A 17,773-nucleotide genomic window follows, 5' to 3' on the forward strand; every position below is an offset into this window, starting at 1 on the left:
TGCGAGGTCGCAGCGAAGCCAGCGCGCTCCAGCTTGGGAGGCATGCGCGGATCGCAGCCGGGAACCGAGCGCCCGTCCCGGAATTTTTGGAAGACGACGGCCTGACGCCGGCGACGCGAACCGCCTGAGGGGGCGAGATCGCTCAAGGTCCTCCGATGATGCTCCCGAACCGTTCCGCTCGACTCGCCGCCGCGGCCGCGGCCCCGCTCGCCCTTGCTGCGTTCCTCGCCCTTCCGGCCTGGGCTCAGCCGGCCGCGTTCGGCGGCCCGAAAATCCTGATCCACGGCAATTACTGCGGCCCGGGCAACAACGCCCCGCTGCCGCCGATCGACGCCCTCGACGCGGCCTGCGCCCGCCACGATGCTTGCACCCCGAACGGCGGCCTGCCGTCGCAAGGATGCAACCTGCGCCTCCAGCGGGACGCGGCCCTGATCTCCCGCGACCCGCGCCAGCCCGACGACCTGCGGGCCCTGGCCGGCCTGGTGGCCGCGAGCGCGACCCTGATCCCGGCCGAGCCGGGCCCGCAGCGCCTGCCGGCCTCGGTCTCGACGGACACGGTGCCGGGCGCCTACGCCCCGCCCCTGTCCCGGCCGGCCCCCTCGGCCGATCTGCCGGACGAGGAGCCGGACGACGCGGAGTGAGGCTGAGCCGGGGGCAACCCCGGCGATTCTGGCACCCCGCGTCCCGTGCGGCGCGGTGCGCTCCCTCTCCCGTGCGGGCTAGCGGATTCACACATCGCGTTCGGCCCTTTTCCACCGCGGCCTGCGCTCGCCTCAGGCGCTGGTGCGGGGATCCCCTCGCCCCGCTTGCGGGGAGAGGGCTCCGGCGACCTTGTTGTCGCCGGAGCGAGGCGGCAGCCGAGGGTGAGGGGGCGGTTCAGGACGCGCGTCCCGTTCTGAGCCGCCCCCTCACCACCGCTTCGGCTGCGCCTGCGCTTCCCGCACGGACGACGAGGTCCGTGCGGGCCTCTCCCCGCAAGCGGGGCGAGGGGAGCCCGCGCTTCGTCCGGAGATCTGTGAACATCGTAGCCCGTGCGGGAGAGGGCTGGGGTGAGGGATCCGGTTTTTCCGGAGAGGTTGCACCCCTCACCCTGTCCCTCTCCCGCACGGGAGAGGGGACCCACGCCACATCCGGCGATAGGGGATCCGCGAGCCCCTTGGGCGTCCCGTCACGCTCTGCCGGCACCTGCCGCCCGCGTATGACCCAGGAAGAACCGGACCATCGCGCGGCTCGCATCCGGGCCGCTTGGGTCCGTGAAGGACCCGTCCGGGCTGCCGCCGGACCAGGCGTGGCCGGCGCCGTGCAGGACCCAGTATTCGAGGCGCGCCTGACCGGTGCCGTCGCTGCGGACGGTTCGGGTATAGGCGACGCCCCCCGGGCTCTTGCCCTGCTCGACCGTCTCGGCGAGGCCCGAGACCGCCATGGCCTGGGCGACCACTTGGTCGCCGTTGGCCGGGTGGACGGTGCGGTCGCCGTCGCCGTGGAACACGATGGTCGGGACCGCCTGCCGGTTGCGCCCCGGGGCGCCCCCCTGCCCCTTCATGGCCGCGAAGGCCGAGGCGACGTCCCGGGCCGAGCCGCAGGCCAGGCCGGAATGGACGCCCACCGCCGCGAACAGGTCCGGATAGGTCGCCGCCAGGATCGCCGCCGCGGCACCCCCGGCCGACAGGCCGGCCGCGTAGACCCGATCCGGATCGGCTGAGAACTCTTTCACCACCGCCTGGGCGATGCCGGCGAGCAGGGCCGGCTCGCCGCCGTCGCGGGCCTGGTCGCCGGCGGCGTACCAGTTCCAGCAGCGCTGCATGTTCGCCGACTGGGGCTGCTCCGGATAGGCGACCAGGAAGGTCTGCTCCTCGGCGAGGCGGTTCATCTGCGTGCCGGCGGCGAAATCGTCCGGGTTCTGCGTGCAGCCGTGCAGCATCAGGATGACCGGCAGCGCCTGGCCGGTGTATCCGCTCGGCACGTACACCTTGTAGCGGCGGCTGCCCGCGGCGGCGGTGAACACGCGATCCTCGAACCGGGCGCCCGCCGGCACGGCGGCGGCGGGCTTGCCCGGCTGGACGAAGCCGCCGGCAAAACCCTCCGCGAAGCCGCCGGTGGGAATGCCGCCTTTGGCGAGGCTGTCGCGCACGGTGCGCATCACCGCCGACGCGATGTCGGCGCCATCAGGGGCGGCGTGGTTCGGTGCGGCGGCCGGGTCCGGCGCCGTCCAGGCGCCGTTGGGGGATTTGGGGGCCTCCATGTCGATGGTGGCGGTCCCGGCGGGCTCGGCCGGACGGTCGCGGCCCTCGGCCCAGCGGGCGAAGGCGTCGGCCTGCCGGCGCTGGAACCGGCCCAGGGCGGCGCTCATCCGGGCGGCCCGGGCGGCGCGCTGGCCCTCGGCCTCGGCCGTGCCGAGACCGGAGGTCCCGAACGCGCCGAGCTTCATCTTCGCGAGATCGAGGTTCAGAAAGTCCATCTTGGGGACGTATTTCATCGGGCCGATCCTTGCAGGTCTGGTTCGGACACGGCCGGCGGCTGCGCCTGACTGTGCGGTGGTTTGGTCCGGGCCGCTTCAGGCGGTCCGGTCGGCCAGGGCGGCCTTGACGGCGGGGCTCGCCTGAAACGCGCCCAGCACCTCGACGGAGGCGATGGCGGCGCGGGCGAGTTCGGGGGTGACGTCGATCGCCACGGTGGCGAGGCCCAGAACCTGGATGTGGAGGGGCACGCCGGCGTCCCGGGCGGCTTCGAGGGTGGCCCGCGAGTAATGCGAGACGCCCAGGCGCAGCTGACGCCGGGCCACGGATTGGCGCAAAGCCTCCTCCTGCCGGTCGAGCTGGTTGCGCACGGCGGTGCGGATGAAGTCGGCGCGGTTGGCGTAGAACCCCTCGCGGACCATCAGGTCGACCCGGCCGAGATCGACGAAGCCGAGATTGATCGTGATCTTCTCGCTGTCCGGGACCTTGGGCCGAAGTTCCTGCCCGCTGTCGCTCATCGCCTCGCCCTCCCCAGGCCATCCGGTTGGATGGTCTAGAGATGGTTAGCGGATGGCAGGACGCAAGGGGCGGCTGCGGCGAGTCTCGAAACCGCCCTGGTGTCGGGCTTCGCCCGAGATCGGGGCTGCGCGCCCCGAACCCCGCCGAAGGGCCTCAGGCCCTTCGGGAACCCGGATCGCGACGCGTGATCAGCCGGCGCCGATCCCCCGCCCCTTCAGGCTGGCGTCGATCTCGTCGAGGGCGGTGGCGTCGTCGATGGTCGCCGGCATGGTCCAGGGATCGTGGTCGGCGATGCGCTTCATGGTGGCGCGCAGGATCTTGCCGGAGCGGGTTTTCGGCAGGCGCGGCACGGTGAGCGCCAGCTTGAACGCCGCCACCGGGCCGATCTCGTCCCGCACCTTGGCGACGAGTTCGCGCTCGATGTCCTCGGGGGCCCGGTCGACCCGGGCCTTCAGCACCACGAAGCCGCAGGGCACCTCGCCCTTGAGCGCGTCGCGGATCCCGATCACCGCGCATTCGGCGACATCCGGATGGCCGGCCAGCACCGCCTCCATGCCGCCCGTGGACAAGCGATGGCCCGCGACGTTGATGATGTCGTCGGTCCGCCCCAGCACGGTGATGTAGCCGTCCGCGTCGATCACGCCGGCATCCGAGGTGTCGTAATAGCCCGGGAAGGTGGCGAGGTAGCTCGACCGCATCCGTTCGTCCGAGCCCCAGAGGGTCGGCAGGCAGCCGGGCGGCAGGGGCAGGCGGATCGCGATGGTGCCCATCGTGCCGGGCGGGACCGGCTTGCCGCCCTCGTCCAGCACCTCGACCCGGTAGCCCGGCATCGGCACGCAGGTGCTGCCGTGCTTCACCGGCAGGAGACCGAGGCCCAGCGGATTGCCGGCGATCGGCCAGCCGGTCTCGGTCTGCCACCAATGGTCGATCACCGGCCGCCCCAGCACCCGCTCGGCCCAGGCGACCGAATCCGGGTCCGCCCGCTCCCCGGCCAGGAACAGGCTGCGGAACGCCGAGAGGTCGTAATCGCCGATCAGCGACCCGGCCGGATCCTCCTTCTTGATCGCACGCAGCGCCGTCGGCGCCGTGAACAGGCAGACGACGCCGTGCTCGGCGACCACCCGCCAGAACGCCCCGGCATCCGGCGTGCCCACCGGCTTGCCCTCGTACAGCACCGTGGTGCAGCCGTGCAGCAGTGGCGCGTAGACGATGTAGGAATGGCCGACCACCCAGCCGATATCGGAGGCGCAGAAATAGGTCTCGCCGGGCTGCACGCCGTAGAGGTTCGGCATCGACCAGGCGAGCGCCACGAGGTAGCCGCCGGTATCCCGGACCACGCCCTTCGGCTTGCCGGTCGTGCCGGAGGTGTAGAGGACGTAGAGCGGGTCCGTGGCGGCCATCGGCACGCAGGCGGCCTGCTTGCCCGCGGCCCGGGCAGCCGCGACGGTCTCGGCCCAATCGTGGTCGCGCCCCGCGACCAGGCTCGCGGCGCATTGGGGCCGCTGCAGGATCAGGCAGGCCTCCGGCTTGTGCCGGGAGGTGGCGATCGCGAGGTCCAGCAGCGGTTTGTAGGCGACCACCCGGTTCGGCTCGAGGCCGCAGGAGGCGGCCAGCACCACCTTCGGGGCGGCATCCTCGATCCGCACCGCCAATTCGTTGGCCGCGAAGCCGCCGAACACCACCGAGTGCACGGCCCCGAGCCGGGCGCAGGCCAGCATGCCGAACAGGGCCTCGGGTACCATCGGCATGTACAGCACGACCCGGTCGCCCTTGTCGACGCCGAGCTCGGCCAGCACCGCGGCGAGGGCCGCCACCGCGTCGCGCAGCTCCCGGTAGCTGATGCTGCGCTTGGTGCCGGTGACGGGGGAATCGTACAGGATCGCCGCCTGCTCGGCCCGCGCCCCGTCGGCGTGGCGGTCCACCGCATTGTGGCAGGCGTTCAGCGTCCCGTCCGGGAACCAGCGGCCGTAGGGGCCGGAGTCCGGCGCGAAGGCCCGCTTCGGCGTCTGCGCCCAGTCGAGCGCCCGGGCCGCCTCCAGCCAGAACGCGTCCGGGTCGCGGCGCGCCGCATCGTAGATTTCGGGATAGCGGCCCGGCAGGCTGGCGGTGGTCATCGGCGCTGCGTGTCCTCGGGGGCCGCTCTCCGGCGGCATCACCCGCAGAGTAGCTGATTCTTATTTTTTGCGCGCGCGGGTGGTCGATAGGATGCCGCGATGCACGCGTCACCGAATCGAGCCGTGTTCGAGCCCTTCGCATCGGGGCTTCTCGATGTGTCCGGCGGCAACGCCATCCACTGGGAGATCACCGGCCATCCCGATGGCAAGCCGGCTCTGTTCCTGCACGGCGGTCCGGGCGCGCCGTCGCGCGCAAACGGCTATCGGCGCCTGTTCGACCTGACCCGTTACAAGGTCGTCAGCATCGACCAGCGCGGTTGCGGACGCAGCAGGCCCCTCGCCATCGAGGCGCTGGACCGGCTCCACGAGAACACCACCGAGGCCCTGATCGCGGATATCGAGGCCGTCCGCCGACATCTGGGCCTGGCGCGGTGGCTCGTTTCGGGCGTTTCCTGGGGGACGACCCTGGCCCTCGCCTACGCCCAAGCCTGTCCTGACGCGGTGACCGCCCTGGTGCTCGGCGCCGTCACCACCACGAGCCGCGAGGAGGTGGACTGGATCACCGAAGGGGTCGGGGCGATCTTTCCGGAGGTGTGGGACCGGTTCGCCGCCGAGGCGGGCCGCCGGGACGGCGAGCGCGTCGTGGACGCCTATGCGCGCCGCCTCGCATCCGGAAACCCGGACGACCGCACGCAGGCGGCGCGTGCCTGGTGCGCCTGGGAAGACACGCATGTGTCCCTGAGCCCGGATTTCGCGCCGCTCAGCTTCCCCGATCCCGAGGCCGCGCGGGTGTTCGCGACGCTCGTCACGCATTACTGGGCGAACGACGGCTTTCTGCGCGGCAGCGATGCGATCCTGGCGCGCATGAACCGGATCCGCGACATACCGGGCGCCCTGGTCCACGGCCGGCGCGATATCAGCAGCCCGGCCCGGACGGCCTGGCTCCTGTCTCGGTCCTGGCCGGCGAGCAGCCTTCACATCGTCGAGACCGAGGGGCATGGCGGCCCGGACCTGACGGCCTGCATGCAACGCGCGATCGCGGCTTTCGCATCGCTGTCGTGATCGTTTGTGGGCGCCGCTGCCAGGGTTCCAACCTGCTGGTATTGATGAGAGCGCCGGTTTCGTCCGAGCAGGTGCCCGATACATCGGCTTCTCCCACTCAACCCCCTCATCCTGAAAGGCTGTAAGTCTTTCGATCGACAGACGGGCTTGCGTGCCACGACGAGGCGCGGGTCCCCTCTCCCGTGCGGGAGAGGGACAGGGTGAGGGGTGCGACCTCTCCGGAAAAACCTGGTCCCTCACCCCAGCCCTCTCCCGCACGGGAGAGGGGCCTGTCGCGCTCCGTCCTCGAAGGATCGGGGAACTCACAGCCTATGAGGTGGCGGCACACGGCGTCGCCCTCGAAAGAGGGCTCCAGGGATTGCAGCGGCATCTGGAGGACTCCTTCGAGGCCCGCTGACGCCGACACCTCTGGATGAGGGACAGGGTTGGGCCACCACGGTCTGTCGTCACCCCCAAAAAGAAAAAACCGCCGCACCGGGCGGACCGGTGCGGCGGTTCTCCTTGTGCGTGTATGTCCGGGGTGGACTCAGGCGCGGCTCAATGCAGCGTGTCGGTGCCGGCCTGCAGCCTGTTGATTTCGTCCTTGAGGAGAAGTTTCCGTCGCTTCAGTTCTGCAATGTGGAGGTCGTTCGCCGAAGGCCTGTGGATCGCCTCGTGAATCTCACGCTCGAGGGCTTCGTGCTTCCGGGCGAGTTGGCTCAGATGCGTCTGCAGCGACATGAGTCGAATCTCCTGTCATTGTTCCGACACACCGAGACTGGCACAGGATGCCGCACCTGTGGAAGCCTTTTCTCCGGCTAAGCCTGACGAATGCTTGCCAGGCCGGCTTGTCCCGCGGCGGGGCGTAACGCATGCTCTTCGACACAGAACGGTCTTCGGTCCCGCAGGTGACGATGGCGGACGCGTCGGGTGAAAGCGTGCAATCGGATCTCGAAGCCGAGCTGAGTCGGCTGCGCGAGGAGCATCGGGATCTCGACAGCGCCATCGAGGCGCTGGAGCGCAGCGTCGCCGGGGACCAGCTTCAGATCCAGCGTCTGAAGAAGCGCAAGCTGACCCTGCGCGACCGGATCTACCACATCGAGGACGCCCTCACCCCGGACATCATCGCGTGATGGCCGTGGACGGGCCGGCGCGGCGCCTTGCCGCCGGCCCGCCCCGCCTGTAAGCGCCCTCTTTTGCCGGGATCAACGATGGCGTCGCCTCCGGTCGCGATCATCATGGGCAGTCAGTCCGACTGGGCGACCATGCGGCACGCCGCCGAGACGCTCGATGCGCTCGGGGTGCCGTACGACGCGCGCATCGTCTCGGCTCACCGCACCCCCGACCGGCTCGTGACCTTCGCCAAGGGCGCCGTCGCGGCCGGATTCAAGGTGGTGATCGCGGGGGCCGGTGGGGCCGCGCACCTGCCCGGCATGGCCGCCGCGATGACCCGCCTGCCGGTCTTCGGCGTGCCGGTGGAATCCAAGGCCCTGTCCGGACAGGACAGCCTGCTCTCGATCGTGCAGATGCCGGCCGGCATCCCGGTGGGGACCCTGGCGATCGGCCGGGCCGGGTCGGTCAACGCGGCCCTGCTCGCCGCCGCGGTGCTGGCGCTCTCGGATCCCGGCCTGGCGGAACGCCTCGATGCCTGGCGCGCGGCCCAGACCGCATCGGTGGCCGAACGGCCGGAGACGGAAGCCCTTTCGTGACGGACACAGCTTTGAAGCCCGGCTCCACCCTCGGCATCGTCGGCGGCGGACAGCTCGGGCGCATGATCGCGCTCGCGGCGGCCAATTACGGGCTGAAGGTGCATGTCTACGCGCCTGACCGGGACAGCCCCGCCTTCGACGTCGCCGCCCGCACCACCTGCGCGGCCTACGACGACGCCGAGGCCCTGGCCGGCTTCGCGCAGAGCGTCGACGCGGTGACCTACGAGTTCGAGAATATCCCGCGCGCCACCGCCGATATCCTGGCCCGGCACGCGCCCCTGCACCCGAACGCGGAGGCCTTGTCCACGACGCAGGACCGCCTGACGGAAAAAGAATTCATCAACCGGCTCGGCATCCCCACGGCGCCGTTCCAGGCCGTCGATACGCCCGACGATCTCGACCGGGCGATCGGGGCGCTCGGCCTGCCGTCGGTGCTCAAGACCCGCCGGTTCGGCTACGACGGCAAGGGCCAGCGCATCCTGCGCGAGCGCGCCGAGGGCGACCGCAACGCGCTGTTCGCCGAGTTCGGCGGCGCGCCCCTGATCCTGGAGGGGTTCGTGCCGTTCGAGCGCGAGGTCTCGGTGGTGGCCGCGCGCGGCCGCGACGGCAGCTTCGCGGCCTTCGACCTGTGCGAGAACGAGCACCGCGACCACATCCTAGCGCTGACCCGGGTGCCGGCCCCCGGCCTCACCCCCGAGACCGCCCGCGCCGCCCTCGACATCGCCAAGCGCATCGCCGACGCCCTGGACTATGTCGGGGTGCTCGCCGTCGAGATGTTTTTGGTGCGCGAGAATGGCGTGGAGCGGCTGGTGGTCAACGAGATCGCGCCGCGGGTCCACAATTCCGGGCATTGGACCATCGAGGGGGCGCTGACCTCGCAATTCGCCCAGCATGTCCGGGCGGTATCCGGCTGGCCGCTGGGCGATTCGGCCCGGGTCGGCGGGCTGCCGGTGGAGATGCGCAACCTGATCGGCGCCCAGGCGGACGACTGGTCGGCGCTGCTCGCCGAGCCCGGCGCCCACCTGCACCTCTACGGCAAGGGCGAGGCCCGGCCCGGCCGCAAGATGGGCCACGTCACCCGGCTCGGGCGCGTCCCGGAGGCCTGACCGGGCCCGGTTCTGCGGCTTCGAGGGCACACCGGACCGGCCGCGCGCGCGCCGGAGGCCGCGACTCGGCCCGCGCGCCGTCGCGAGCCATACCTTCGCCACATCCCGAAGCTTCCACCACGGCTTGACCGGTCACGGGACCGCGCATCCTTAAGCCGGCATTCACCGCGATGCGCGACGGTGCCCCGGAGACGAGGGGGCGCGGCGCGGGCCGGGCGACGGACAAATCGGGGGCGGGGTGGGACGCGGGATGCGGGCCGCGCCCCGGGGAGAGTGGGGCGATGATCGTACGCAACGGGCTGGCACACAAGATCGCGCTGATCGGCGCGGCCACGCTCTCGGCCGCGGCGCTTGCGGGCTGCGAGACCGTCGGGAGCGCCGCCGGCCCGCGGCAATACGCGGTGCTGGAGACGGACACCACCGGCGCCACCAATGTCAACATCGCCTCGCTCACCGAGGTGATCCAGCGCAACCCGAACGACGCCGCCGCCTACACCACCCGCGGCGCCGCCTATGCCCGGGCCGGCCAGTTCAACGACGCCATCGCGGATTTCACCAAGGCGATCCAGATCGACCCGAATTCGGGCTCGGCCTACAACAACCGCGCGCTGGCCGAGCGCCAGGTCGGCCGCGACGCCGCCGCGCTCCAGGATTTCACCAAGGCGATCGGCATCGATCCGAATTACGGCCCGGCCTATATCGGCCGCGCCAATGTCGAGCGCGCCCAGGGCAACCTCGACCAGGCGCTCTCCGACCTCAACGTCGCGATCCGGCTGATGCCCGAATCGGCCGAGGCCTACCACGCCCGCGGCCTGGTGCGGCAGAAGCAGGGGCAGGAGACCCAGGCGATCGCCGATTTCGACGCCGCCATCGACCGCAACCCGTTCGTGTCCGCGCCCTACGCGGCCCGCGGCCAGAGCCTCATCGCCACCAACCAGTACCCGAAGGCGATCGAGGACTACAACGCGGCGCTCAACGTGAACAACAAGGACGCCACCTCCTGGGCCTATCGGGGCCTGGCTTACGAGAAGTCGGGCCAGCGCAAGGAGGCGCTCGAGAACTACCAGCGCGCCGCCGTGATCGAACCCAACAACGCCGTCGCCCGCGCTGGCCTCAGCCGCGTGCAGGGCGGCGTGGGCTCGCTGTTCAACTGATTTTTTTTGACTCCCTCATCCCACCCATCCCCCTCATCCTGAGGCGACGGAGCGAAGCGGAGGCCTCGAAGGAGGCCTCCAGGGATCTCTGCGCTGTCTGGAGGGCTCCTTCGCGGCCGGGCGATCTGCGATCGCCCGTCACCTCAGGATGAGGGGGGTTGGATGGGGTGGGCTAAAAAAACCCCTCACGCCGCCAGCAGGCCGTTCTCGCTCTGCGTGATCCGGCGCAGGTGGTGGGCCGTGTCGCCGAGCTGGTACTCGATCATGGCGAGCCGCTTGAAGTGGTGGGCGCCGAGATATTCGAGCGTCATGCCGATGCCGCCGTGCAGCTGCACCGCCTCCTGGCCGACGAACCGGCAGGCCTTGTTGATCTGCACCTTCACGGCCGCCAGCGCCGCCGCCCGCGCCGCGGGATCCTCCGCCTCGACCATCATGGCGGCGTAGAGCGCCATCGAGCGCGCCTGCTCCAGCTGGATCAGCATGTCCACCGCCCGGTGCTGCAGCGCCTGGAACGAGCCGACGCTGACCCCGAACTGGTTGCGGGTCTTGAGATATTCCACCGTCAGCTTGTGGAGCGCGTCCATGGAGCCCACCGCCTCGGCGGCGAGCGCCGCGATGCCGTGCTCGACCACCCGCTCCAGCAGGGGCAGGCCCCCCTCGGGATCGCCTAAAGCCGAGTCGGCCGGCAGTGTGACGTCTGAGAACGACACCTCGGCGGCACGCCCGCCATCCTGGGTCGGGTAGGCCTCGATCGCCACCCCCGCGGCATCGGTCGGCACTAGGAACAGCCCGATCCCGCGCGGGTCGCGCCGCTCCCCGGAGACCCGGGCGGAGACCACCATCAGCCCGGCCGCGTCGGCATTGGGCACGACGCTCTTGGCCCCACTCAGCACGAAGTTTTGGCCGGAGCGCCGGGCCGTGGTCGCCACGTCGTGGAGGTCGTAGCGCGACTGGCGCTCGGTATGGGCCAGGGTGAGCCGCAGGCTGCCGTCGATCACGCCGGGCAGGATTTTCTCTTTCTGTGCTGCGCTGCCGCCGAGCCGCAGCGCCGTCGCGCCGAGCACCAGGCTCGCGAATAGCGGCTCGACCACGAGGTTGCGCCCCACCGCCTCCATGATCAGCATGGTCTCCACCGGGCCGCCACTGAGCCCGCCCTCATCCTCGGAAAAGGGCAGGCCGGTGACGCCGAGCTCAGCGAAGGCCGCCCAACCTTCCTCCGGGAAGCCCAGCGGCGCCTTCAGCCGCGCCTGCCGGCTCTCCAGCGACGGGTACAGATCCGCCGCCAGCCGCTCGACGCTGTCGCGCAGGAGCGACTGGTCCTCGTTCAGGTCGAAATCCATGTCAGGTTCCTCGATCGTCCCCCTCCCCCCTCTGCGGGCCGCAATGTTCACACATCGATTCATGTGAGGCGCGACGCGCTCTCCTCCCCCTTGTGGGGAGGAGTTGGAGGTGGGGGTGGTGCAGGACCGGGCGTGACGGTGCCTTCTGCACCACCCCCACCCCTGACCCCTCCCCACAAGGGGGAGGGGAAACGCGTTGTGTTTAGAGACTTGCGACCGAGAAGCCTCGATCTGGGAATTCGATAGCCGCAGAGGGAGGGGGTGGGATTGGCGGGGGCGGGCCGCCTGCCCTCACAACCCCAAAATTCCCTTGGCGATGACGTTGTGCTGGATCTCGTTGGAGCCGCCGTAGATCGAGACCTTGCGGTTGTTGAAATAGCTCGGCGCCGCCGCATCGACCCAGTCGAAGCCGCCGGGCAGGTTGTTGGCTCCGGCCCCGCGGGCCGGGGCCGCCAGGGCGAACGGGCCGGCGAGCTCGACCAGCAATTCCGTCGCCGCCTGCTGGAGCTGCGAGCCGCGGATCTTCAGGAGCGAGGAGGCGGGATCGGGCTCCACCGAATCCGCCCGGCCCTGCTTGGCCGCCACCCGCATCTGGGTGATTTCCAGCGCCTTCAATTCGACCTCGACCTCTGCCACCCGGCCGCGGAAATCGCGGTCGTCCCACATGGTGCCGGAGCCCGCCGGCATCTCCTTGGCGAGGCGCTTGATCCGCTGAATCCGCTCCTTGGTGAGGCCGATCCGGGCGATGCCGGTGCGCTCGTTGGCGAGCAGGAATTTTGCGTAGTCCCAGCCCCGATTCTCCTCACCGACGAGATTCTCGACCGGCACCCGCACCGAGTCGAAAAAAACCTCGTTGACCTCGTGCCGGCCTTCAAGCGTGAGGATCGGCCGCACGGTGATGCCGGGGGTCTTCATGTCGATGAGCAGGAAGGAAATGCCGCGCTGCTTCTTCGCCTCGAAGTCGGTGCGGACGAGACAAAAAATCCAGTCGGCGTGCTGGCCCAGCGTCGTCCAGGTCTTCTGGCCGTCCACGACGTAGTGGTCGCCATCACGCACGGCCTTGGTCTTGAGCGAGGCCAGGTCGGAGCCGGCGCCGGGCTCGGAGAAGCCCTGGCACCACCAATCGTCGAGGTTGGCCGCGCGGGGCAGGAAGCGTTCCTTCTGGTCCTGCCGGCCGAAGGTCGCGAGCACGGGGCCGAACATGTAGCAGTTGAACTGCTGCGGCAGTGGCACCGCCGCCTGGAACAGCTCCTCGGTGTAGATGTAGCGCTGGATCGGGGTCCAATCCCGGCCGCCCCATTCCTGCGGCCAGTGCGGCACCGCCCAGCCCTTGGCGTTGAGGATCCGCTGGCTGGCGACGATGTCCTCCTTGGCGAGGCTGCGCCCCTCCGACACCTTCTTTCGTATTTCAGCCGGGATTTTTTCGCGACAAAAGCTTCTCACTTCGTCGCGGAACGCGATCTCTTCGGGGGTGAAGCGGAGATCCATCGTCAGCCTCCGATCTCGAACAGGCCGGCGCAGCCCTGGCCGCCGGCCACGCACATCGTCACCACGGCGTAGCGCGCTCCGCGGCGACGACCTTCCAGCAGGGCGTGGCCCACGAGCCGCGCCCCCGACATGCCGAACGGATGGCCGACCGCGATGGCGCCGCCGTTGACGTTGACCGTGTCCGGATCGATCCCGAGCCTGTCCCGGCAATAGACCGATTGGGACGCGAAGGCCTCATTCAGCTCCCACAGGTCGATATCGGCGACCGTCAGCCCCTGGCGCTCCAGCAGGCGCGGCACCGCGAAGACCGGGCCGATGCCCATCTCATCCGGCCCGCAGCCGGCCGAGGCGAAGCCCCGGAAGGTGCCGAGCGGCGTCAGGCCCCGCCGGGCGGCCTCTTCGGCCGACATCAGCACGCTGGCGGCCGCGCCGTCCGAGAGCTGGCTGGCATTGCCCGCCGTGATGAAGGCGCCCTCCCCGCGCACGGGCTTGAGCTTCGCCAAGCCCTCGAGCGTCGTGTCGGGCCGGTTGCCCTCGTCCTTGGCGAGCCGCGTCTCGAGCTCCCGGGTCTCGCCGGTGGCCTTGTCAGTCACCGCCATCACGGCGCTCATCGGGACGATCTCGTCGTCGAACAGACCCTGCGCCTGCGCGGCGGCGGTGCGGCGCTGGCTCTCCAGCGCGAAGGCGTCCTGCGCTTCCCGGGAGACGCCGTAGCGCTCGGCGACGATGTCGGCGGTCTCGATCATCGGCATGTAGATCGCCGGCAGGTGCGCCTCGAGCCAGGCGTTGCGGGTCAACTCCCGCTGCACCTTCGGCTGGACCAGGCTGATCGACTCGACCCCGCCGGCCACCGCCACCGGCACGCCGTCGAGGATGATCCGCCGGGCCGCGCTGGCGATCGCCTCCAGACCCGAGGCGCAGAAGCGCGAGACTGTGACGCCCGCCGACTCCACCGGGATCCCTGCCACCAGGGCGGCGTGGCGGGCGACGTTGCCGCCGGTGGCGTTCTCCGGATAGCCGCAGCCGAGCACCACCTCTTCCACAGCCTCCGGCTCCAGCCGGGCTCGGTCCAGGGCGCCCCGGATCGCGTGGGCGGCGAGGTCGGCGCCGCGGGTGAGGTTCAGCGCGCCGCGATGGGCCTTGCCGATCGGCGTGCGGGCGGTCGAAACGATCACCGCGTCGGTCATGCCGGGTTCCTCTGGGGTTCCCAAAGGGCGTCACGACCTTTGGTGGGGTGTCGGGGCGACGCCCCGACGGACTGGGCGAAGCCCGGTAGCAGGGCTCTGCCCTGCACCCGCGAAAGGTCTCGGACCTTTCGAAACCGGGACTGGGCCCGCTCAGGCCGATAGGGCATCAGCGCGCCTTCCAGTCGGCGAAGCGTCCGCCCGACTCCGCCAGCTTGCGCAGAAGCGGCGCCGGCTCCTGGCTGTCGTCGCCGGTTTCCCGGGCGAAGCGCGTCAGCGCCTCGGCGACACTCTTGAGCCCGACCGTGTCGGCCCAGTGCATCGGGCCGCCGCGCCAGGCCGGCCAGTTGTAGCCGTTGATCCAGATCGTATCGATGTCGCCGGGCCGCGCCGCGATTCCCTCTTCGAGGATCCGGGCGCCCTCGTTGACCATCGGGTACATCAGCCGAGCGATGATCTCGTCCGGCGTGAAGCTCCGGCGCGCGATGCCGTGCTCGGCCGCCGTCTTCTCGATCAGCGCTTCCACCTCGGGATCGCGCGTGCCCGTCCGGGCGCCGTCCGAATACACAAAAAACCCGCGACCGGTCTTCTGGCCGAACCGGCCCATCTCGGCTAGCGCGTCGGCGACCGGCGCTCGGCCGCCGAAATCCTTGCGGGAGCGCCAGCCGATATCGAGGCCGGCGAGGTCGCTCATGGCGAAGGGGCCCATCCGGAAGCCGAAGCCCGTCACGGCGGCATCGACTTCGTGCGGCAGGGCGCCTTCGAGCAGCAGGCGCTCGGCGGCGCGGCTGCGGCGCTCCAGGATGCGGTTGCCGACGAAGCCGAAGCAGACGCCCACCGTCACCGGCAGCTTGTTGAGGCGCTTGCCCAGATCCAGCGCGGTGGCGAGCACGTCGGGCGCGGTCTTGCCGGCGCGGACCACCTCGACGAGGCGCATGACGTTGGCCGGGCTGAAGAAGTGCAGGCCGAGCACGTCCTGCGGCCGGCCGGTCACCGCTGCGATGGCATCGACGTCGAGATAGGAGGTGTTGGTCGCCAGGATCGCGCCCGGCTTGGCGATGCCGTCGAGTTTCGAAAAAATCTCGCGCTTGACCGCCATGTCCTCGAAGGCCGCCTCGATGACGATGTCGGCTTGAGCGGCGTTCTCCAGGCCGATCGCCCCGGTGATCCGGCCGATCCGTTCGTCGCGCTGGGCCTCGGTGATCGAGCCGCGCTTGGCCGAGCCGGCATAGAGGCCCCTCACCCGGTCGAGGCCGCGCTCCAGAGCGCCGGCCTCGGTCTCGATCACGGTGACCGGGATGCCGGCATTGGCGAAGCACATGGCGATGCCGCCGCCCATGGTGCCGGCGCCGATCACCGCGGCGGTCTCGATGGGGCGGCGGGGCGTGTCCTTCGACAGGCCCGGCACCCGGGCGGCCTCGCGCTCGGCGAAGAAGGCGTAGCGCAGGGCCTTGGAGCGCGGATCCTCCACCAGCGTGCGGAACTCGGCCCGCTCGACGGCGACCGCCGCGTCGAACGCGTCCGGGTCCAGGCCGGCGCGCACGGCCCGGACCAGGGCGTGGACGTTGGTCGCCTCAGGATCGCGCTTCACCGCCTCCGCGGCCTTCGCCTCGAAGGCCTGGCGGGCCTCCGGGGTCAGCCTGTCCGCCCGGTCGCGCACCCGCGGCAGGGCGCCGGAATCGGCCAGTTCCAGGGCCTGGGTGCGGGCGGCCGGCACGAGGTCGCCGAGCACCACGGCGTCGACGATGCCGAGCCCGGCGGCCGTTTCCGCCGAGACCGGCTCGCCGGTCAGCATCATCGTGAAGGCGGCGTCCGGCCTGATCAGGCGCGGCAGGCGCTGCGTGCCCCCCGCCCCCGGGATGATCCCGAGCTTGATCTCCGGTAGGCCGAGCTTGGCCGCCGGCGCGGCGATCCGGCCATGACAGGCCATCGCCAGTTCCAGCCCGCCCCCGAGGGCCGCCCCGCCGATCGCCGCGACCACCGGCTTCCGCCCGGCATCGAGCCGTTCCAGCACGTCCGGCAAGTTTGGCGCATGAAGCGGCTTGCCGAATTCCGAGATGTCGGCGCCGCCGACGAACACTTTACCCTCAGCCGCCAGCACGATCGCCCGGACCGATTCGTCCGCTTCCGCCCGCGCCAGGGCCTCGTCGAGGGCAGCCCGCAGCGCGGCGCCCAGCGCGTTGACCGGCGGGTTGGCGAGCGTGAGCACGGCCACGCCGCCATCGACCTCGTAACGAACCAAGCGGCGCTCTCCCCCTGTTCTGCTGTGCAGAATTGTCGTTCGCAATTGCGCAGGATGGTGGTCCGTGAAGGCCGGGACGTCAAGGATGCGCCGGTTTCAAAGACCGGTCCCGCCCTTCCGTTCCGCATCGCGGACGCCGCCGCGCGGAACGGTTTGACCGGTGCCGGGCGCCATGCCATTCAAACCCGCCTCGGGCGCGATGCCGGCTCGAACCCGCCCCGGCGGGTTCCAAGGGCCGGGCCGCCCGACCGATCAGGGAGGATCGCTGTGCGCGGTATCGGCCAACAGTTCGGCAGCCTCCGATGAGCGACGGCCCCGAACAGGGTCCGGCCAGCCGCCTGCCGGACGTCCTGCGCGGCCGGCTCGCCCTGCCGGTGATCTGCGCGCCGATGTTCATCGTCTCGGGACCGGAGCTGGTGATCGCGCAATGCTTGGCCGGCGTGGTCGGCGCGTTCCCGGCGCTCAACGCGCGGCCGGCCGAGCTTCTCGACGAATGGCTTTCGACGATCACGCGGACGCTCGCTGACGCGCGCGCGAAGGATCCGGCCCGAAAGATCGCGCCCTTCGCGGTAAATCAGATCGTCCACGCCTCGAACGACCGTCTGGCGCAGGATGTCGAGGCCTGCGTCCGGCACCGGGTGCCGATCATCATCACCTCGCTGCGGGCCCCGGATGCGGTGATCCGCCCGGTCCACGCCTATGGCGGCGTGGTGTTCCACGACGTCACCAATGTCCGCCACGCCGAGAAGGCCCTGGAGGCCGGGGTCGACGGGCTGATCCTGGTCTGCGCCGGCGCCGGGGGGCATGCCGGCACGCTGAGCCCCTTCGCCCTCATCGGCGAGATCCGCCGCTTCTACGACGGCCCGCTGATCCTGTCGGGGGCGATCACCACCGGCTCGGCGATCCTGGCCGCCCAGGCCATGGGCGCCGACCTCGCCTATATGGGCACCCGGTTCATCGCCACCCGGGAGGCCAACGCGGCGTCCGGCTACAAGGACATGATCGCCGGCAGCGCCGCCGCCGACATCCTGTACACCCCCTACTTCACCGGCGTGCCGGGCAATTACCTGACGCCCAGCATCCGTGCCGCCGGGCTCGACCCCGAGGCGTTGCCGGCGCGCGACAAGACCGCGATGAACTTCGGCAGCGCCAGCGTGAAGGCGTGGCGGGACGTCTGGGGCGCCGGCCAGGGGGTCGGCACCATCGCGGATGCCCCGGCCACCGCCGACCTCGTGGCCCGGCTCGCCCGGGAATACGCTGCCGCCCGAAGCGGGCTCGCGGGACAGTCTGCCGTGTATGGCAATGAGGTTCTCGCGTGAGGATCAGACTCCAAAGGCTCATCGGAGACCACGCCGCGCTCTCCTCCCCCTTGCGGGGAGGAGTTGGAGGTGGGGGTGGTTCAGGAGGCACCGTTACGCTT

Annotated in this window: 15 protein-coding genes; 7 read left to right on the top strand and 8 right to left on the bottom strand. The window is 70.8% G+C overall.

All coding sequences use genetic code 11. The features are described 5' to 3' along the window. Nucleotides 1–155 precede the first annotated feature (155 nt). On the top strand, nucleotides 156–641 hold the full coding sequence (locus tag BM228_RS02805; RefSeq protein ID WP_092037000.1) for a phospholipase A2 family protein: 486 nt from the start codon (nucleotides 156–158) through the stop codon (nucleotides 639–641). A 527-nt stretch (nucleotides 642–1,168) separates the two neighbouring features. Here the strand turns inward: BM228_RS02805 and BM228_RS02815 are convergent. The 3 genes from BM228_RS02815 to BM228_RS02825 form a co-directional block, all read right to left on the bottom strand. Beyond that, nucleotides 1,169–2,476 (bottom strand): extracellular catalytic domain type 1 short-chain-length polyhydroxyalkanoate depolymerase, encoded by a 1,308-nt coding sequence (locus BM228_RS02815; RefSeq protein ID WP_244536994.1) that lies wholly within the window; start codon nucleotides 2,474–2,476, stop codon nucleotides 1,169–1,171. Between the two features lie 78 nt (nucleotides 2,477–2,554). Further along, nucleotides 2,555–2,974: a CopG family transcriptional regulator gene (locus tag BM228_RS02820; RefSeq protein ID WP_092037003.1), complete on the bottom strand. Its 420-nt coding sequence runs from the start codon at nucleotides 2,972–2,974 to the stop codon at nucleotides 2,555–2,557. A 189-nt stretch (nucleotides 2,975–3,163) separates the two neighbouring features. Next, nucleotides 3,164–5,089 carry a propionyl-CoA synthetase gene (locus BM228_RS02825; RefSeq protein WP_092037005.1) on the bottom strand — a complete coding sequence of 642 codons (1,926 nt, stop codon included), beginning with the start codon at nucleotides 5,087–5,089 and terminating at the stop codon, nucleotides 3,164–3,166. A 99-nt stretch (nucleotides 5,090–5,188) separates the two neighbouring features. On the opposite strand from BM228_RS02825, the gene pip reads away from it, so the two are divergent. After that, nucleotides 5,189–6,151, top strand: coding sequence for a prolyl aminopeptidase (pip, locus tag BM228_RS02830; RefSeq protein ID WP_092037007.1), 963 nt, complete (start codon nucleotides 5,189–5,191; stop codon nucleotides 6,149–6,151). Between the two features lie 537 nt (nucleotides 6,152–6,688). On the opposite strand, the gene BM228_RS02840 is transcribed toward pip, so the two are convergent. Further along, a complete protein-coding gene (locus tag BM228_RS02840; RefSeq protein WP_007563171.1) occupies nucleotides 6,689–6,871 on the bottom strand; it encodes a YdcH family protein in 183 nt (60 codons plus the stop codon). A gap of 173 nt (nucleotides 6,872–7,044) precedes the next feature. Between BM228_RS02840 and BM228_RS02845 the strand changes: the two genes are divergently transcribed. The 4 genes from BM228_RS02845 to BM228_RS02860 all read left to right on the top strand — a co-directional run bounded on the left by BM228_RS02845 (nucleotide 7,045) and on the right by BM228_RS02860 (nucleotide 10,099). Further along, the gene (locus tag BM228_RS02845) at nucleotides 7,045–7,263 is read left to right on the top strand and encodes a YdcH family protein (RefSeq protein ID WP_092037011.1); all 219 of its coding nucleotides are present in this window, start codon (nucleotides 7,045–7,047) and stop codon (nucleotides 7,261–7,263) included. A gap of 78 nt (nucleotides 7,264–7,341) precedes the next feature. Next, nucleotides 7,342–7,839, top strand: coding sequence for a 5-(carboxyamino)imidazole ribonucleotide mutase (gene purE / locus BM228_RS02850; protein WP_092037013.1), 498 nt, complete (start codon nucleotides 7,342–7,344; stop codon nucleotides 7,837–7,839). Further along, a complete protein-coding gene (locus tag BM228_RS02855; RefSeq protein ID WP_092037015.1) occupies nucleotides 7,836–8,945 on the top strand; it encodes a 5-(carboxyamino)imidazole ribonucleotide synthase in 1,110 nt (369 codons plus the stop codon). Before purE ends, BM228_RS02855 begins: the two co-directional genes overlap by 4 nt. A 281-nt stretch (nucleotides 8,946–9,226) precedes the next feature. Further along, entirely contained in the window at nucleotides 9,227–10,099 is an 873-nt protein-coding gene (locus BM228_RS02860; RefSeq protein WP_092037017.1) for a tetratricopeptide repeat protein, read from the top strand. A 185-nt stretch (nucleotides 10,100–10,284) separates the two neighbouring features. On the opposite strand, the gene BM228_RS02865 is transcribed toward BM228_RS02860, so the two are convergent. The 4 genes from BM228_RS02865 to BM228_RS02880 form a co-directional block, all read right to left on the bottom strand. Next, a complete protein-coding gene (locus BM228_RS02865) occupies nucleotides 10,285–11,439 on the bottom strand; it encodes an acyl-CoA dehydrogenase family protein (protein WP_092037019.1) in 1,155 nt (384 codons plus the stop codon). Between the two features lie 291 nt (nucleotides 11,440–11,730). Beyond that, complete coding sequence (locus BM228_RS02870; protein WP_092037021.1) at nucleotides 11,731–12,927, bottom strand: acyl-CoA dehydrogenase family protein; 1,197 nt, start codon at nucleotides 12,925–12,927, stop codon at nucleotides 11,731–11,733. 2 nt (nucleotides 12,928–12,929) lie between these two features. Next, nucleotides 12,930–14,114, bottom strand: a complete 1,185-nt coding sequence (locus BM228_RS02875; RefSeq protein ID WP_092037023.1) for an acetyl-CoA C-acyltransferase — start codon at nucleotides 14,112–14,114, stop codon at nucleotides 12,930–12,932. Nucleotides 14,115–14,280: 166 nt separating this feature from the next. Continuing rightward, the gene (locus BM228_RS02880; protein WP_092037025.1) at nucleotides 14,281–16,353 is read right to left on the bottom strand and encodes a 3-hydroxyacyl-CoA dehydrogenase NAD-binding domain-containing protein; all 2,073 of its coding nucleotides are present in this window, start codon (nucleotides 16,351–16,353) and stop codon (nucleotides 14,281–14,283) included. A 302-nt stretch (nucleotides 16,354–16,655) separates the two neighbouring features. On the opposite strand from BM228_RS02880, the gene BM228_RS02885 reads away from it, so the two are divergent. Further along, nucleotides 16,656–17,672, top strand: a complete 1,017-nt coding sequence (locus BM228_RS02885; RefSeq protein WP_092037027.1) for an NAD(P)H-dependent flavin oxidoreductase — start codon at nucleotides 16,656–16,658, stop codon at nucleotides 17,670–17,672. The last annotated feature ends 101 nt before the right edge of the window (nucleotides 17,673–17,773 follow it).

The sequence above is a fragment of the Methylobacterium pseudosasicola genome (genome assembly GCF_900114535.1).
In the GTDB taxonomy this organism is placed as follows: Bacteria; Pseudomonadota; Alphaproteobacteria; order Rhizobiales; family Beijerinckiaceae; genus Methylobacterium; species Methylobacterium pseudosasicola.

Bases quoted from the DNA above. Each gene is read 5' to 3' on its own strand.
- BM228_RS02840 (WP_007563171.1), bottom strand. From the start codon at position 6,871: ATGTCGCTGCAGACGCATCTGAGCCAACTCGCCCGGAAGCACGAAGCC.
- BM228_RS02815 (WP_244536994.1), bottom strand. From the start codon at position 2,476: ATGAAATACGTCCCCAAGATGGACTTTCTGAACCTCGATCTCGCGAAG.
- purE (WP_092037013.1), top strand. From the start codon at position 7,342: ATGGCGTCGCCTCCGGTCGCGATCATCATGGGCAGTCAGTCCGACTGG.
- BM228_RS02825 (WP_092037005.1), bottom strand. From the start codon at position 5,089: ATGACCACCGCCAGCCTGCCGGGCCGCTATCCCGAAATCTACGATGCG.
- BM228_RS02885 (WP_092037027.1), top strand. From the start codon at position 16,656: ATGAGCGACGGCCCCGAACAGGGTCCGGCCAGCCGCCTGCCGGACGTC.
- BM228_RS02860 (WP_092037017.1), top strand. From the start codon at position 9,227: ATGATCGTACGCAACGGGCTGGCACACAAGATCGCGCTGATCGGCGCG.
- pip (WP_092037007.1), top strand. From the start codon at position 5,189: ATGCACGCGTCACCGAATCGAGCCGTGTTCGAGCCCTTCGCATCGGGG.
- BM228_RS02820 (WP_092037003.1), bottom strand. From the start codon at position 2,974: ATGAGCGACAGCGGGCAGGAACTTCGGCCCAAGGTCCCGGACAGCGAG.
- BM228_RS02870 (WP_092037021.1), bottom strand. From the start codon at position 12,927: ATGGATCTCCGCTTCACCCCCGAAGAGATCGCGTTCCGCGACGAAGTG.
- BM228_RS02865 (WP_092037019.1), bottom strand. From the start codon at position 11,439: ATGGATTTCGACCTGAACGAGGACCAGTCGCTCCTGCGCGACAGCGTC.
- BM228_RS02845 (WP_092037011.1), top strand. From the start codon at position 7,045: ATGGCGGACGCGTCGGGTGAAAGCGTGCAATCGGATCTCGAAGCCGAG.
- BM228_RS02805 (WP_092037000.1), top strand. From the start codon at position 156: ATGATGCTCCCGAACCGTTCCGCTCGACTCGCCGCCGCGGCCGCGGCC.
- BM228_RS02875 (WP_092037023.1), bottom strand. From the start codon at position 14,114: ATGACCGACGCGGTGATCGTTTCGACCGCCCGCACGCCGATCGGCAAG.